General features: G+C 67.7%; 18 protein-coding genes. 6 read left to right on the top strand and 12 right to left on the bottom strand.

What is annotated here, in order from left to right; all coding sequences use genetic code 11:
- Nucleotides 1-11: 11 nt before the first annotated feature.
- Entirely contained in the window at nucleotides 12-392 is a 381-nt protein-coding gene (locus tag ACQ4MJ_RS18680; protein ID WP_218299007.1) for a tautomerase family protein, read from the bottom strand.
- Between the two features lie 87 nt (nucleotides 393-479).
- On the opposite strand from ACQ4MJ_RS18680, the gene ACQ4MJ_RS18675 reads away from it, so the two are divergent.
- On the top strand, nucleotides 480-1337 hold the full coding sequence (locus ACQ4MJ_RS18675) for a LysR family transcriptional regulator (protein ID WP_431151671.1): 858 nt from the start codon (nucleotides 480-482) through the stop codon (nucleotides 1335-1337).
- Between the two features lie 37 nt (nucleotides 1338-1374).
- Here the strand turns inward: ACQ4MJ_RS18675 and ACQ4MJ_RS18670 are convergent, their stop codons facing one another.
- Together ACQ4MJ_RS18670 and ACQ4MJ_RS18665 are read right to left on the bottom strand one after the other, a co-directional pair.
- Nucleotides 1375-1971 carry a DUF922 domain-containing Zn-dependent protease gene (locus ACQ4MJ_RS18670; RefSeq protein ID WP_431151672.1) on the bottom strand — a complete coding sequence of 199 codons (597 nt, stop codon included), beginning with the start codon at nucleotides 1969-1971 and terminating at the stop codon, nucleotides 1375-1377.
- Nucleotides 1968-3602 (bottom strand): wax ester/triacylglycerol synthase family O-acyltransferase, encoded by a 1635-nt coding sequence (locus ACQ4MJ_RS18665; RefSeq protein ID WP_431151673.1) that lies wholly within the window; start codon nucleotides 3600-3602, stop codon nucleotides 1968-1970. Before ACQ4MJ_RS18665 ends, ACQ4MJ_RS18670 begins: the two co-directional genes overlap by 4 nt.
- A gap of 149 nt (nucleotides 3603-3751) precedes the next feature.
- Here ACQ4MJ_RS18665 and ACQ4MJ_RS18660 point away from each other — a divergent pair, with 149 nt between their 5' ends.
- Nucleotides 3752-4006, top strand: a complete 255-nt coding sequence (locus ACQ4MJ_RS18660; RefSeq protein WP_055397012.1) for an acyl-CoA-binding protein — start codon at nucleotides 3752-3754, stop codon at nucleotides 4004-4006.
- Between the two features lie 62 nt (nucleotides 4007-4068).
- Here the strand turns inward: ACQ4MJ_RS18660 and ACQ4MJ_RS18655 are convergent, their stop codons facing one another.
- Nucleotides 4069-4989 carry a hydroxymethylglutaryl-CoA lyase gene (locus ACQ4MJ_RS18655; protein ID WP_431151674.1) on the bottom strand — a complete coding sequence of 307 codons (921 nt, stop codon included), beginning with the start codon at nucleotides 4987-4989 and terminating at the stop codon, nucleotides 4069-4071.
- A gap of 209 nt (nucleotides 4990-5198) precedes the next feature.
- On the opposite strand from ACQ4MJ_RS18655, the gene ACQ4MJ_RS18650 reads away from it, so the two are divergent.
- Nucleotides 5199-6260 (top strand): ornithine cyclodeaminase, encoded by a 1062-nt coding sequence (locus tag ACQ4MJ_RS18650; protein WP_431151676.1) that lies wholly within the window; start codon nucleotides 5199-5201, stop codon nucleotides 6258-6260.
- Nucleotides 6261-6281: 21 nt separating this feature from the next.
- On the opposite strand, the gene ACQ4MJ_RS18645 is transcribed toward ACQ4MJ_RS18650, so the two are convergent.
- Genes ACQ4MJ_RS18645 through ACQ4MJ_RS18635 form a run of 3 tightly spaced genes read right to left on the bottom strand, consistent with a single transcriptional unit; the run spans nucleotide 6282 to nucleotide 8576 of the window.
- Nucleotides 6282-6986 (bottom strand): nitroreductase, encoded by a 705-nt coding sequence (locus ACQ4MJ_RS18645; protein ID WP_431151678.1) that lies wholly within the window; start codon nucleotides 6984-6986, stop codon nucleotides 6282-6284.
- Nucleotides 6987-7003: 17 nt separating this feature from the next.
- Nucleotides 7004-7411, bottom strand: a complete 408-nt coding sequence (locus ACQ4MJ_RS18640) for a polyhydroxyalkanoic acid system family protein (protein ID WP_431151679.1) — start codon at nucleotides 7409-7411, stop codon at nucleotides 7004-7006.
- The gene (locus ACQ4MJ_RS18635; protein ID WP_431151680.1) at nucleotides 7404-8576 is read right to left on the bottom strand and encodes an aminopeptidase; all 1173 of its coding nucleotides are present in this window, start codon (nucleotides 8574-8576) and stop codon (nucleotides 7404-7406) included. Before ACQ4MJ_RS18635 ends, ACQ4MJ_RS18640 begins: the two co-directional genes overlap by 8 nt.
- Before the next feature lie 73 nt (nucleotides 8577-8649).
- Between ACQ4MJ_RS18635 and ACQ4MJ_RS18630 the strand changes: the two genes are divergently transcribed.
- Nucleotides 8650-9315: a DNA-3-methyladenine glycosylase I gene (locus ACQ4MJ_RS18630; protein ID WP_228897542.1), complete on the top strand. Its 666-nt coding sequence runs from the start codon at nucleotides 8650-8652 to the stop codon at nucleotides 9313-9315.
- Between the two features lie 20 nt (nucleotides 9316-9335).
- Here the strand turns inward: ACQ4MJ_RS18630 and ACQ4MJ_RS18625 are convergent, their stop codons facing one another.
- Genes ACQ4MJ_RS18625 through phnF form a run of 5 tightly spaced genes read right to left on the bottom strand, consistent with a single transcriptional unit; the run spans nucleotide 9336 to nucleotide 13133 of the window.
- The gene (locus tag ACQ4MJ_RS18625) at nucleotides 9336-10535 is read right to left on the bottom strand and encodes an MFS transporter (RefSeq protein WP_431151681.1); all 1200 of its coding nucleotides are present in this window, start codon (nucleotides 10533-10535) and stop codon (nucleotides 9336-9338) included.
- Nucleotides 10536-10574: 39 nt separating this feature from the next.
- Nucleotides 10575-10997, bottom strand: coding sequence for an arsenate reductase (glutaredoxin) (gene arsC / locus ACQ4MJ_RS18620; protein ID WP_431151682.1), 423 nt, complete (start codon nucleotides 10995-10997; stop codon nucleotides 10575-10577).
- Between the two features lie 36 nt (nucleotides 10998-11033).
- Complete coding sequence (gene phnN / locus ACQ4MJ_RS18615; protein WP_121507742.1) at nucleotides 11034-11639, bottom strand: phosphonate metabolism protein/1,5-bisphosphokinase (PRPP-forming) PhnN; 606 nt, start codon at nucleotides 11637-11639, stop codon at nucleotides 11034-11036.
- Nucleotides 11636-12364 (bottom strand): DUF1045 domain-containing protein, encoded by a 729-nt coding sequence (locus ACQ4MJ_RS18610; RefSeq protein WP_431151684.1) that lies wholly within the window; start codon nucleotides 12362-12364, stop codon nucleotides 11636-11638. Before ACQ4MJ_RS18610 ends, phnN begins: the two co-directional genes overlap by 4 nt.
- Nucleotides 12351-13133 (bottom strand): phosphonate metabolism transcriptional regulator PhnF, encoded by a 783-nt coding sequence (gene phnF, locus ACQ4MJ_RS18605; protein WP_008903098.1) that lies wholly within the window; start codon nucleotides 13131-13133, stop codon nucleotides 12351-12353. Before phnF ends, ACQ4MJ_RS18610 begins: the two co-directional genes overlap by 14 nt.
- 75 nt (nucleotides 13134-13208) lie before the next feature.
- Between phnF and phnG the strand changes: the two genes are divergently transcribed.
- Together phnG and phnH are read left to right on the top strand one after the other, a co-directional pair.
- On the top strand, nucleotides 13209-13721 hold the full coding sequence (gene phnG / locus ACQ4MJ_RS18600) for a phosphonate C-P lyase system protein PhnG (RefSeq protein ID WP_094289204.1): 513 nt from the start codon (nucleotides 13209-13211) through the stop codon (nucleotides 13719-13721).
- Nucleotides 13718-14356 carry a phosphonate C-P lyase system protein PhnH gene (gene phnH / locus ACQ4MJ_RS18595; RefSeq protein ID WP_094289199.1) on the top strand — a complete coding sequence of 213 codons (639 nt, stop codon included), beginning with the start codon at nucleotides 13718-13720 and terminating at the stop codon, nucleotides 14354-14356. The genes phnG and phnH overlap by 4 nt, the downstream gene beginning before the upstream one ends.
- The last annotated feature ends 2 nt before the right edge of the window (nucleotides 14357-14358 follow it).

Genomic DNA, 14358 nt, shown 5'->3' with positions numbered 1-14358 from the left:
TGCGCATCACCTCACGCGTACTGCGCCAGGCCGTGGCCGAAGGACCAGTTCTCCTTGGCCACCTCGACGATGTTGATGAACACGTCCTCGGGCCGCAGGCCCGGGCTCTCGCCCAGCAGCTGCGCGATGCGCGCAAACAGCGCCTTCTTCTGCTCCAGGCCGCGCGTGTTGTTGGCGGTGATCTGGATGAACACCACGTCGTCGCTGCGGGCCACGCCCAGGTAGGTGGGGCTGTAGCGGAAGTTCGCGGCTTCGTGCTCGGTGATGGTCATGAACTGGTCGTCCTCGGGCACGTTGAAGGTCTCGCGCAAGGCGCGGTACAGCGTGTCAAAGATCGCCTGCCGGTAGGCCGCAGGCTTGCCGGCGCGCATGGCAATGTGGATGAGGGGCATCGCAAGATCCTTTCTGAACAAGATGCTGGCGAAATCCTATCCATATGAATATGCTATGGATATCTATTTCAGAAATATCAAATTCAAATGATTGAGCGATCCCTGGATCTGGATGCCGTCGAAGCCTTTGTGCGCATTGCCGAGCTGGGCAGCTTCACGCGCGCAGCCGAAGCCATGAGCACGGCGCAGGCCGCGATAAGCCTCAAGCTCAAGCGGCTGGAGGACCGGCTGGGCTGCCGCCTGATCGAGCGCACGCCGCGCCACGTGCAGCTGTCGGCCCGGGGCGCGGCCTTTCTGGAGCATGCGCGTGAACTGCTGGCCGCGCACGACCGGGCGCTGGCCACGTTCGCCCAGGCGCGCCAGCGCCTGACCATCGGCATCAGCGACCATGTGGCCGGGCCGGAGCTGCCCGCGCTGATCGCCCGCATGAACCAGCAAGACCCACAGCTGCTCATCGAGATCCGCATCGGCTCGTCGGGCGACCTGCTGCAAAGCTACGACCGGCGTGAGCTGGATGCCGTGCTGGCCCGCATGCACGTGGGCCGCAGCGATGGCGAGCTGATCGCCGAAGAGCCCTTCGGCTGGTTCGCCGCCCCCGGCTGGCAGCACCGTGCGGGCGAGCCCCTGCCCCTGGCCACGCTGGCCGAGCCCTGCGGTGTGCGGGCCATGGCGGGGCAGGCGCTGGACGCTGGGGGCATCGCCTGGGCCGAGGTGTTTGTGGGTGGAGGCGTTGCTGCCGTGGCGGCGGCCGTGATGGCCGGGCTGGGCGTGGCGGCACTGGCGCCGCGCATGCTGCCGCTGGGGGCGGTGGATGTGGGTGCCCGCCTGGGGCTGCCTGAGCTGCCGCGTCTGCCGGTGCTGCTGCACACACGCAACCAGGAAGGTCGCCCGCGCGATGCGCTGACAGCGTTGTCGGCGGCCTTTCGCAGCGCGGGGCGGGGATAGCGCACAAGCCTGTACGCTTGTTGATGGACCCGGCCTTTCACTCCAGCCTGGCGCCTTGCGATGCGCCGTGCCGGGTGTCGCGGTCGTACTGCTTCTCGCGCTCCGCGTGCTCGCGCAGCAAGCGGTGGCCCAGCGTGTTGGCCTGGCGCTCCAGCGCCGCGCAGTCGGGGGCAGCAGGCAGTGCGGCAATGCCCTCGTCAATGGCCTGCGCCGCATCGCGCCCGAACTGCACATGGCCCTGTTCGTGGCGGGACAAGGCGCTCAGGTACCGGTCGAACACCGCCAGCTGGGCGGGTGTGGCGCTGTGCAGTTCAGGCAATTGCACCTGGGTGCGCAGCCGGGTGGTGACCTCGGTGATGGTGCAGCGGCCCGATGCCTCGCGCCACCAGCGAAAGGTCCAGCGCACGTTCCAGCGGGTGTAGCCGTGAAAGCGCTGGCCGTCGACGGTGATGGGTGTGGCGGCGTTCAGCGCTTGCCGCAGGGTCTCGCCGGGCAGGGCGCGCACGGGGTAGGGCTGTTGGATATGTTCTTCCGTGACGGCGGCATGAGCGGCGCCCGCGCAGACCAGGGCCACCAGCACCCCGGCAAGGTCCACCCAGCGCGCCCTCAGCACCACCGAGGCTCCCCGGTTCACTCGCCCCAGGGCAGCATCAGTGTGAGCAGCGACAGCTGGTCAAACTCGGGCGCAAACGCGTCGATGATCTGCTGCGGCTCGGGGCAGAGCGTGGTGTCGGTGATCACGCCAAACTGCACACCACCACCGTAGCTCAGGATGGAGACACCGAGGCCGATGTCGCCCGACTGCGGCACCCAGAACATGCACTGGGTGACGCGTGAGCCGCACAGTGTCAGCTGCTCCTTGGGCCCGGGCACATTGGTCATCACGGCCGTGGTCTTGCGGCCGAACAGGTTGAGCAGTGCATCCTGCGCGGGCTTGATCATCAGGCCCGCCACGGCCAGCATCGCAAACGCCAGGATGGGCTGGGTACTGCCCTTGAGCGCGTTCATGCGCTTGCGCACTTCGTACACGCGCTCGACGGGGTTGGCCACGCCAATCGGCAGCACCAGCGGCACCAGCCCAAAGCGGTTGCCCAGCTTCCAGGCCTCTTCCATGGGGCGCAGGTTGACCGGGATCATGGCGCGGATCTCCTGGCCCGTGGGGTCGTCGCCCTGGCTGCGCAGGTAGCCGCCGATGGCGCCCGCCACGCACGACAGCAGCACATCGTTGATGGAGCAGTTGAGCGCCTTGCCGATGGCCTTGACTTCTTCCAGCGGGATGGGCGGGCACCAAGCCACGCGCTTTGCACTGCCGGGCTGGCCCTTCAGGCGCGTGGGTGAGTCGTCGGGCATCAGCGCCAGGGCAGCGGCATCGCTCACCAACTGGTAGGCCACGCGTGCCATGTCCATGGTGCCAGCCAGCCCATGGTGCATGGTCTTCTCGGGGTCGCTCAGCATCTTGAACGACTTGGCTGCGCCGTCACCGGCCAGATCCAGCGCCTTCACCGTCATGTCGGTAAAGGGCTTGATGAGCGCGTCCGCAATCCAGTCCTCGGCCGTGGCAGCCTGTTCGCGCTCTTTGCGGGTGCGCTTGGGCGGTTCGGCGCCGCCGTCCACGATGGACATGGTCACCGAGATCAGCGCAATGCCGTCCGCAATGCAGTGGTGGATGCGCACGATGAGCGCGCTGCCCGGCTGGCCGTCGTCACCCACAAAATCTTCGATCAGGTGCATTTGCCACAGCGGCCGCCGGGTATCGAGCGGCTGCATGGCCAGCTCGCCCACACGGTCCTGCAGCGCGCGCTGCATGCTGTGGCCTTGTCGGTGGGGCAGCTTCTCGCGCAGCACATGCGCGGCGATGTCGAAGTTGCGGTCCTCCACCCAGGTGGCGCCCGCTGCGTCTTCCACCACGCGCTGGCGAAAGCGCGGGTACTGCAGCAGGCGCTGCTGCACGCGGTCGCACAGGGCCTCCCAGGTGATGCTGGGCGACAAGGTCCACACGCCGTTGATCATCATCAGGTTGCTGTGCGAATCCATGCGCAGCCAGGCGGTGTCGACCTTGGTCATGCGTTCGCCCGACAGGCCCAGCATGCCGGTGGCAGCGCGGCGCACGTTCTTCTGCACCACGGTGGCGGCCTTGCGGGCTGCGGGGGGCAGGGCCTGGGCTGCCTTGCGCGCCACCTCGGGGGCCTGGTTGCGCATCGTGCGCAGGGGGCTGGAGCCTTTGCCCGGAGTGGCTTTGCTGGGGGCTGGAATGCGGGTCACCATCGGATGTACACCTGTTGTTTGATTTTTGGGGACTTGCCTCTATGGATTGAGCGGTCCCAGACTGTGCTCAGCCCGTAAGATACAACGCAGCAAACCCTTGCCGACACCGTTCTTTCCCTCCCCCCAAAGATCTCAAGGAGCACACCGATATGGCCGACCTCAACGCCACCTTCGAAGCCGCCGTGGCCAATTCCAAGAACCTGAGCGAGCGTCCCGACAACGCCACGCTGCTCAAGATCTACGCGCTGTACAAGCAAGCCACCGCCGGCGACAACACCGAGAAGAAGCCCAGCTTCTCCGATATGGTGGGCCGTGCCAAGTGGGACGCTTGGGAAAAGCTCAAGGGCACGGGTGCCGACGAGGCCAAGCAACAGTATGTGGACCTGATCACCTCGCTGAGCTGATACAGCGGTACCCCAAAGCAAAAGGCGACTTCGGTCGCCTTTTGCTTTGGGGGCAAAGGTGCCTAACGCCGGACCCACCCCTTGGGCAGTCCCGCTTCCGGCGTCATGCCGTAGACCGGCTCTCCCGGCAGCCCCGCCTGCAGCGGCGCGCGTGCGGCCATCAGGCGCTCCAGGTCTACCCCCATGTCAATGCCCATGGCTTCGAACATGAACACCAGGTCTTCCGTCACCACGTTGCCCGACGCGCCTGGCGCATAGGGGCAGCCGCCCAGGCCGCCCAGCGACGCATCAAAGGTTCGCACCCCCACGTCGTAGGCCGCCAGGCAATTGGCCAGGCCCAGGCCGCGGGTGTTGTGCATGTGGGCCGCCCCGGCCTTGGCGCCCAGCTCGGCGCGCAGGCGCGTGAAGAGGCGGCGCACCTGCGCCGGGTTGGCCATGCCGGTGGTGTCCGACAGGCCCACCTCGTCGGCCCCGGCCTCAGCGCACAGGCTCGCGAGCCAGATCACGTCGTCCTCGGGCACCTCGCCCTGCAGGGTGCAACCAAAGGCGGTGGACAACCCCACCTCCACCAGCATGCCGGGGGCCTGCGCGTCGCGCAGGTGGGCCACGGCGCGCACTTCCTCGACCATGGCCTCGCGCGTCTTGCGCACATTGGCCAGCGAATGGGCGGCGCTGGCCGACACCGGCAGCGTGACCTTGTGCACACCTGCCGCGAGGGCCGCCTCGGCGCCGCGCAGGTTGGGGGCCAGCGCCATCACAGTGATGCCAGGGTGGGTCAGCGCGTGGCGCACCACCTCGGCCACATCGGCCATCTGGGGCAGCAGGCGGGCAGGCACGAACGAGCCCACTTCAATCTCGCGCAGCCCGGCGGCCACCAGGGCGTCGATCCAGCGCAGCTTGTCGGCCGTGGGCATGGTGGCTTTGACGGACTGCAGGCCATCGCGCGGGCCGACTTCGCTGATGAGGACTTGGGGTTGCGTCATGGTGCGGAATGTTGTCGGACGTGCGTGGAATGTGCCGGATGCGGGAGGATAGCGCCCCATGCCCCCATGGCGCGGGGCCGACGATTGTGCAAAGTGGTAATTTGTTCTGCCATACCGGCAAACCACTCCACAACATGCGGCAGTTTGGGCAATTCCCATTGCTGCGTTGCTCCGGGACACTGCTTGTATCCCACCCGGAGACAAGCACCATGCCTTCCAAGAACCACTTTTCCACCCTCTACCTCAGTGCGCCCGATGTCATCGAGTTGGTGCAGCGCAAAGGCGTCGAGGCCTGCCTGCGCGGCATTGCCGACTACATCCAGTCCGACTTTCTGCGCTGGGGCGCGTTCGACAAATCCGCACGTGTGGCCAGCCATTCGCGCGACGGCGTGATCGAACTCATGCCGATTGCCGACGACCAGACCTATGCGTTCAAGTACGTCAACGGCCATCCCAAGAACACGCGCTGGGGGTTGCCGACCGTGATGGCGTTTGGCGTGCTGGCCGATGTAGCCACCGGCGTGCCGTTGCTGCTGAGCGAACTCACCCTCACCACCGCCCTGCGCACCGCCGCCATGTCGGCCGTGGCCGCCCGCGCCCTGGCACGCCCCGGTGCGCGCACCATGGCGCTGATCGGTAACGGCGCCCAAAGCGAGTTCCAGGCGCTGGCCTTCCACCACCTGCTGGGCGTCACCACGCTGCGGCTGTTTGATGCGGACCCCGCCGCCACCGCCAAGCTGCAGGCCAACCTGCAAGGCACGGGCCTGCGCACCGTGGTCTGCAACAGCACGGCCGAGGCCGTGCGTGGCGCCGATATCGTGACCACGGTGACGGCCGACAAGACCAATGCCACCATCCTCACGCCCGGCATGCTGGCGCCCGGCATGCACATCAACGCTGTGGGCGGCGACTGCCCCGGCAAGACCGAGCTGCATGCCGACGTGTTGCGCCAGGCCCAGGTGTTTGTGGAATACACCCCGCAGACACGCATCGAAGGCGACATCCAGCAGTTGCCTGCCGACTTTGTGGTGACCGAGCTGTGGGAAGTGCTGGCAGGTCAGCACACCGGCCGGGCCAGCGATGCGGCGGTGACGGTGTTCGACTCCGTGGGTTTTGCGCTGGAGGACTTTTCTGCACTGCGATTCTTGCGCGATGCGGCCACCGAGCTGGGCATGGGCCAACCCATCGAACTCATCCCCCAGCTGTCAGACCCCAAGAACCTGTTTGGGCTGCTGCGCACGCACAACCCCCTGCTGCGCGCTGTGGCCTGACGCCCGCCCGGTCACGCCCTTTCAGTCTCGCCACACCACACTGCTGGCCGGATCGGCGCGTGTGGTGCGGAAATGGTTGGCCGGGTGGGCGGTGTCTGCCATGCCAAACGAGATGCCGCAGACGATGCTGCGGTCCTCGCCAATGCCCAGCACCTCGCGCAGCACGCCGGGGTAGGACGCGAGCGCGGCCTGTGCAATGGAGCCCACGCCCAGGCTGTGCGTGGCCAGCATGAAGTTGTTCACGTAGGCGCCGCAGTCCACCGCGCCGTACACGCCCAGTGCCTCGTCGCTGCTGATGATGGCCACATGCGGCGCGCCGAACATCGCGAAGTTCTGCGCCGCCTGTTGCGCGGAGGCTTCGCGGTCGCCCTTGGCAATGCCCAGGGCTTCGTACAGGCCCCAGCCACATTCGCGCCGCCGCTCCTGGTACACGCCCCGGTATTCGCGCGGCCAGGGCAGGTCGGGCGCAGGGGCTGCGTTGGCCATGTGCGACTGCAGCGCGCCGCGCAGGCGCTCCAGCGTGGCGCCACTGGCGATGGTGAGCTGCCAGGGCTGCGCGTTGCACCACGATGCCGTGCGCTGCGCGGTGACCAGGATGGCTTCGATGGTGGCGCGCGGTAGGGGTTCGGGCAGAAACGCGCGGCAGCTGTAGCGGGTGTGGAGCAGCGTGGAGAGGGTGTCGAATGCCGTGCTGTGGGCGGCAGTGTCCGTGACGGTGGATGTCATGGTGACGGCCCTGGTGGCTATGCCTTCTTGGCTTTGGCGGCAGGTTTGGCCGCTGCCTTGGTACCCTGCTTGTCTGCCCCTGCCTCAGCCGCGTGCTTCTTCTTGTCGACAGCGGGCTTCTTGGCGCCGGGGTGAGGCGCATTGAGCAGGGCGTCGAGCTGCTCACCAATTTCGGCCTCGATGCGGTCCTTGAACGCGCCGAACAAAAAGCCCAGCTGCGCCTTCATCTCGAACTGGTGGGCATCCACCAGCAGCGTGCCCTTGACGCCCGAGCGGGTGAATGTAAGCAGGTCTTCCGTCTCGCCCTCTTCGTAGGTGCACTCCATGTCGAATTTTTCTTCTGCCTTTTCGGCCCAGGAGAAGGCGACCTTGCGGGCCTCCTTGAAGCCCAGGTGGTGGTCGCGGTGGATATGGATGTCAGGCACCGGGTGTCTCCTTGAGGTGTTGGGTATCAGATAGAAGGGCGCGCAGTGCCTCGTGCCGTTGTGGCTGGGGCTGTTGCGTCAGTTGCCGTACGGCATCATAAAACCGGGGCCAGTCGCGGCCCTCGCGTTCGAACAGGGCTTCGAACGCGGGCACCAGTTCATCGTAGGCAGCCTGGGCGGCAAAGCTGGCGTTGTTGGCCTTGGCCACCCAGCGGTCGTAGCCCGCCACCTGGGCGGTGGTGGCTTGGGGTGCCCCCCCGCTGGATGTGTTCAGCCATTGCGTGCGCAGGGCCGCGTAACCGGTGCGGAAAGCCTCCATTGCTTCACTTTTCATAGCTGCTAGCGCTTGATCATCCAGCGCTAGAGCTTCTTTTTGTTCATAAATGGCTGCCAGCCGAGCGCGGGTGGCGCGGGTCAGCGCGCGGAAGGCGCTGCGCCGTGCCTCGCTGGTGGCAAAGGCCTTGCGGGCCTCCGGGGTGGACTGGGTTGCCAGCCACTGCACAACGCCGATGCGCTCCACCGCCGTGGCAAAGGACTCGTTGAACAAGGTGTCGTTCTTGGCATAGACCACCTGGTGCGCCAGCTCGTGGAACAGCAGGCGAACAAAGTCGCCCTCGGGCCAGGCGACAAAGGTGGAGAGCAACGGGTCGCCGCCCGCCCAGTTCATATAGCCCAACGTGGAATACGCGGGCACGCCATACACCTCCACTTCCAGCCCCTGGGCGGCCAGCTCCGCTGCCTCGGCTTGCGCGGCAGCCTCGGTGAAGTAGCCCCGGTAGCCAATGCAACCCGTCACAGGGAAGCACCAGGTGTGCAGCGTGAGGGAGTACGGCGGCGCGGCCACCACGTTCCAGACGGCGGCGGGGCGTTTGAGGTCCGCATAGCGGCGGTAGCTGGCGTTGTCAGGCAGGCCCAGCTCGGCCACGGCAAAGGCGCGGGCGCGCTGCGCCAGTTGCAGCCGCTCGCGCAGGGCGGGGGGGATGTCGGTGCGGGCGATCCAGCGGTCGATGGGTTCGGCCGCCTGCATGATCTGCATGTGCCCCTGCACCGACTGCCAGTAGTAGCCCAGCATGCTGGTGGGGCCGGTGGTGCTGGCGCAGCCCGCCAAGGCAAGGCTGATCATGAGGGGAGACACGGCTCGCAGATGGGGGAGAAACTGGCGCATGCGGGCAGTTTATGGGCAGATCGCGCGGAGCGTTTGAAGGGGTGTCAGCAGTGTGGCCGGTGCAGTTTCTAGAATGCAGCGCATGACCGCTGAATCCGCCCCTGACCTGCCTGCCGGCCTGTTTGCCGACGAGGCCGATTGCCCACGCTGCATCTGGTGCCAGGCCACGCCTTTCTATCGCCATTACCACGACCACGAGTGGGGTTTCCCCGTGGCGGACGACCGGCGGCTGTTCGAGAAGATCTGTCTGGAGGGTTTTCAGTCGGGTCTGAGCTGGCTCACCATCCTGAACAAGCGCGAGGGCTTTCGCGCCGCGTTCGCGAACTTCGACGCCGAGCAGGTCGCGGCCTTCGGCCCCGCCGAGGTCGAGCGTCTGGTGCAGGACGCGGCCATCGTGCGCCACCGGGGCAAGATCGAGTCCACCATCAACAACGCGCGCCGCGTGCTGGAGCTCAAGCGCGAGTTCGGCTCGCTGGCGCACTACGCCTGGCGCTACGAGCCCACTGCCGCCGACCGGCCCGAGCGCATCACGCGCGAGGTGGCGCGCACGCTGTCCACTTCGCCCGCATCCATTGCCATGTCCAAGGACCTGAAAAAGCGCGGCTGGAGCTTTGTGGGACCCACCACGGTGTACGCCTTCATGCAGGCGATGGGTCTGGTCAACGACCACCTGGAAGGCTGCCACTCGCGCCCCGCAGCGCTCGCGGCGCGGAAGGCGTTTGAGGTGCCGCGCGGCTGACCGATGGATTGATAGCTCGTTCAGGCCCGCGCCACGGGCCGCAGCAGCCACAGCGCTCCCAACGCGGCCAGGCCCAGCAGTGTGGTGAGCCACAGGGCAGCTGCCCCGGCGCTGTCCAGCAGCATGCCAAACAGCACCGGTGCAAAAGCCTGCGCCACGCGGGCGGGCACCATCATCAGGCCCTGGCGCGCGCCGTAGCCTGCTGGCCCAAACAGCACCAGTGGCAGCGTGCCCTTGGCAATGGTCAGTATCCCGTTGCCTGCTCCGTGCAGCACGGTAAATACTGCGGCAGCAGGCCCGCCCAGCACCATCAGCAGGCCCGCGCCCACGGGGTGTGCGGCGGCAGCCAGCTGGGCCGACAGCAGCGGGTGCAGGCGGCGCAGAAAACCAAACTCCAGCAGGCGCGCCGCCACCTGTGCCGGGCCCACCAGCGCCGCCAGGGCCACTGCCGCCTGCAGCGATGTGCCACTGGCCTGCAGCAGGCGAGGCAGGTGGGCTGCCATGGCGGTGCTCGTGAACCAGGTGACCGCAAACACGAAGGACAGCAGCACGGTGGTGCGCAGCGGGTGTGCTGGAGTGGGCGGGGCGGATACGGCCGGTTCTGTGGCGGGCGCTGCGATGGCGTCCGTCGATGGTTCGGTAGCCTTTTCTGCGGCGCCGGCGCGCGGCAGCCAGCCATTGAGCGGCACGCCCACCAGCAAGTGCAATGCGGCCCAGCCCGCACACGCGCCGCGCCAACCCCACTGCGTCTCCATCCAGGCCGACAGCGGCCAGCCCACGGTGCTGGCAAACCCCGCGATCAGCGTGATGCCGGTGATGGCGCTGCGCGCGCCCTGGCCGTACAGCCGCACCAGCGTGGCAAACGCCGCCTCGTACAGGCCCGACCCCATGGCCACGCCCATCAGCACCCACGCGGCAAACAGGCCCACCGGGCCTTGCGCCAGGGCCATGCTCGCCAGAGCAGCTGCAAACAACAGGTTGGTGCCCACCAGCACCGGGCGACCGCCATGGCGGTCAATGGCTCGGCCCGCGAAAGGCCCGAGCAGCGCCGACACGATGAGCGCCACGGAAAACGCCGCGAACATCGTGGGAGTGGCCACACCCAGGTCGCGCGCCATGGGCGTGGCCAGCATGGCAGGCAGGTAGTAGGACGAGGCCCAGGCCAGCGTCTGGGCCGTGCCCAGGCGCGCCACGGTCCAGCGTTGCGAGGCGGCGCTCATGCCGCGCGGTGGGCCATGGCGGGGGCGCGCGAGGTTGCCTCAGACACGCTGGCCCTGCGCGTTGATGACGACTTCGCCATCCTCCTTGGTGAAGGCGCCCTGCTGGGGGGCGGGCAGGATGTCCAGCACCTTCTCGGACGGGCGGCACAGCCGCGTGCCCAGGGGCGTGACCACGATGGGGCGGTTGATGAGGATGGGGTGCTGCAGCATTGCGTCGATGAGCTGGGCGTCGGTGACGCCCGGTGCGTCCAGCTGCAGCTCGGTGAAGATCGCCTCCTTGGTGCGCACGGCGTTGATCACCGGCTCGCCCGTGGCAGCAATCAGCGCCACCAGCGTGGCACGGTCGGGCGGGGTCTTGAGGTACTCAATGACCTCGGGCTCCACGCCGCTGTTTCGGATCATGGCCAGCGTGTTGCGGGACGTGCCGCATTTGGGGTTGTGATAGACGGTGATGGCAGTCATGGTGGGTGCTGTGGATGGCTGACGGGATGGAAAGGGTTACGAATAGGCAGGTTGTTGGCGTGAAAGTTTGCCACTGTGCAGGGGCCAGCCCGGCAACTGCTCCAGCGCGTTCAGTAGTCGCTGGCCTGCATTGCCCAGCGCGTCGTCGTTGTGTACCTCTAGGCTGACAGTGCCTGGGGGCGGTGTGTAGGCCATGGCCCGTTGCACGCGGGCCTCCACCTGCTCAGGACTCTCGCGGCCCCGCGACAGTATTCGCTCGCGCAGCACCTGGGGGCTGGCGGTGATGTGCACCGCTACGAGGTCCGGGAAGCGCGCCAGGGCCTCAGGCAAGTAGGCGCGCGAGCCATTGAGCAGCACCCAGTGGCCTTGGGCCAGCGGCGCCAGTTGTGCATGCCGCACGCCGTAGCCCAGGCCGTTGGCTTCCCAGTGCAGGGCAAAGGCCAGTTCGTGGCGCAAAGCAACAAACGTTTCGGGCGAAACACTTTCATGGGCTTCGCCGCCCGGCATGGCGGAGCGGCTGATGGTGCGCTGCGCCCAGTGCACGGGGCACGGGGTGGGCAGGTGTGCCCGCAACCAGTCCAGCAGGCTGTCTTTGCCCGCGCCCGAGGGGCCCATGCAGTAGACCAGCCGGCCCGCGGTCATGCGCCCATCTCCAGGTGATCCAGCAGCACAAAGTCGGCGCCGGGTGTGGGCTCTGCGAACAAGGCCAGGCTGTTGAACTTCAGGATGGGAAGGTCCGAGAAGAACTCCTGCGCGGCCTCGAACACCAGCGCCTGCGTCTGTGTGTCCACCTGCGCCAGGCTGCCGGTGAGCGACATGTGGAATCGGAACTCGTCCAGGACAAACGGGTAGCCCCATTGCTCCAGCAGCGCGTCCTGCTGGGCAGTGAGCCCCGCCGCGCGGCGCCGGGCCAGGTCGGCGTCGGACAAGGGGGCGGCCAAAGGCTGCAGCGCCGTCACGCAGGTGGCGGCGGTCTGCTGGATCTGCGCATTGGCGGGGTGCAACGCCGGGGGCACCAGCGCCAGAAAGTCGTCGATGCGTTGCACCTGCAGGGGCGGCAGCACAAAGGGTTGCAGCCCGCGCGCCACGGACTGCACGGCCTGGTGCAGCGCGATCCAGTCGGTGCCGGGCGCCAGTGCAAACGGCGCCTTGAGCGTGGCGTGCCAGCCGTAGCGGCGGGGCGCCGCCGTCAGGCGGTGCAGGTCGTCCGCCGCCACGCCGTCGATGGCGAGCTGCTGCAGCGGCTGCAGCAGCGCGGCGCAGCGCCCCAGCCAATGGCTGCCGGCCAGCCAGCCCAAGCTGCCCGGGTTGGGTGCGAAATAGACCGCATAGCGGTGGTGGGTGGGTGGCATTTCAGGCGTGTTCATCGTGGTCAATGGTCAGTTTCACGCGGTCGCCCGCAAACCAGGCGCGGGCCCATTCGATGGGCGTGCCTGCCAGGTCCACGTTCAGGCTCTCTACCTGCAGCACGGGGCGCGACGTGGGCTGGCGCAACTGGGCGGCCACTTCGGCGCTGGGCAGCTCGGCGGTGATGCGGCTTTCGCGGCGCGTGTAGTCGGCCACGCCGTGGGCGGTGAAGCCTGCGGTGATGGAGCCCGTTTCGCGCACAACGGCCGCCAGGTTCTCGAAGCGGGGCAGGGGAAAGTAGCGCTCGCTGATGTGCAGGGGCTGGCCCTCGGCGTCGCCCCGCACGCGCAGCGCCAGCAGCGGGCTGCGCGCTGGCACCTGCAGCGCCTTGGCCAGCGCCGCCGTGGCGCGCGTGGTCTGGGCCTGCAGCACCACCAGGCTGCCGCGCAGACCGGCCTGTGCCAGGCCCTGCTGGTGGCGCGTGCGCTTGCCCAGCACCAGGTCCACCGCAAAGTCTTCCACATAGGTGCCGCTGCCCTGTGTGATGCGCACCAGCCCCTGGCTGCACAGGCTGGCGAGCGAGCGGCGAATGGTGTGGCGGTTCACGCCGAACTGCTCGGCCAGCGCGTGTTCCGAGGGCAGTCGCTGGCCTGGCGGATAGACGCCGCTGCCGATGGCCTCGGCCAACTCGGCGGCAATGCGCGTCCAGAAGCTGTCGCGCGCAGGGCGCAGTGGTGGTGCTTGCGGGACCTGCAACGGGGTCGTGAGAGAGGTTGTGCTGGCTGTCATGAAACCTACATGCGCGCTCTTTAAGCTCGCGCCAGTTGTTCAATTTGTCTATACAACTTTCAGGGTACCACTTCCATGTTTCAAGCCTTTGACAACCCGGGGCCGGGCCGCCCCCTGGGCCGCGCGCAGTGGATGGCGCTGCTGGCCCGGGCGCCGCTGGGGCTGCTCGAATCTGCGTTGCACGAGCACGCCACGCGCCCCGCGCGCTGGCTGCGTGCGCCCGAGACCGGCCTGATGATGGTGCAGGGCCGCGCCGGTGGCACGGGCGAGCGCTTCAACCTGGGCGAGGTCACCGTCACCCGCTGCGCGCTGCGCGTGGCCGACGCATCGGACGCCGCCGAGGCCACTGTGGGCGTGGCCTACGTGCTGGGCCGGTCGCACCGCCAGGTGCAGCTGGCGGCCCTGGCCGATGCGCTGCTGCAAGACCCTGTTCAGCAACCGGTGCTGGACGCACAACTGCTCGAACCCATCCGCAACCACCTGCGCCACACCCAGGCCGAGCGCCAGGCGCGGGCCGCCAGCACCAAGGTGGACTTTTTCACCGTGGCGCGCGAGAGCGGTGCCGACAACGACGAGGACACCGAATGAGCACGACCCCGTTGGCATCGCTGGGTGCCGGATTTTCGAATGAAGCCTTTGGCAGCCAGGCGGTGTTCCGCGCGGTGCTGCAGGCGCTGTCGCACCCCGGCCGCACGGTGGCGGTAGAACACGACGCGCAAGCTCCTGCCGTGGGGCATTCCGCATCGGCTGCCGTGCTGCTGGCGCTGCTCGACAGCGACTGCACCTTGTGGCTCTCGCCCAAGCTGGCAGCCAGTGATGCCGGTGCTTGGCTGCGCTTTCACACAGGCTGCACTGTGGTGGCCGACGCTGCGCAGGCTCGTTTTGTGTGGGTGGCGCAGGGTGATGCGCTGCCTGCCCTGAACCGTCTGGCCCTGGGTACCGACATCTACCCCGATCAGTCAGCGACTTGCGTGGTCGATGTATCGCGTGCCGCCACCACGGTGGACGCGAGTGATGCGTGGCACTTGCGTGGCCCCGGCATCCAGGAGGTGGCGGCCTTGCAGGTGGATGGTTTGCCCGACGACTTCGAGGCCCAGTGGGCGGCCAACCATGGGGTGTTTCCACGCGGTGTGGATCTGCTGCTGGCCACTGCAGACCACATCGTGGGTCTGCCACGCACCACGCGGGCAACGCGCGGTGCCACTGCCCTTCAGGAGGCCTGAGC

The sequence above is a fragment of the Acidovorax facilis genome (assembly GCF_050626955.1).
Lineage (GTDB): Bacteria > Pseudomonadota > Gammaproteobacteria > Burkholderiales > Burkholderiaceae_C > Acidovorax > Acidovorax facilis.
This window is presented reverse-complemented; position numbering and strand designations above follow the sequence as displayed.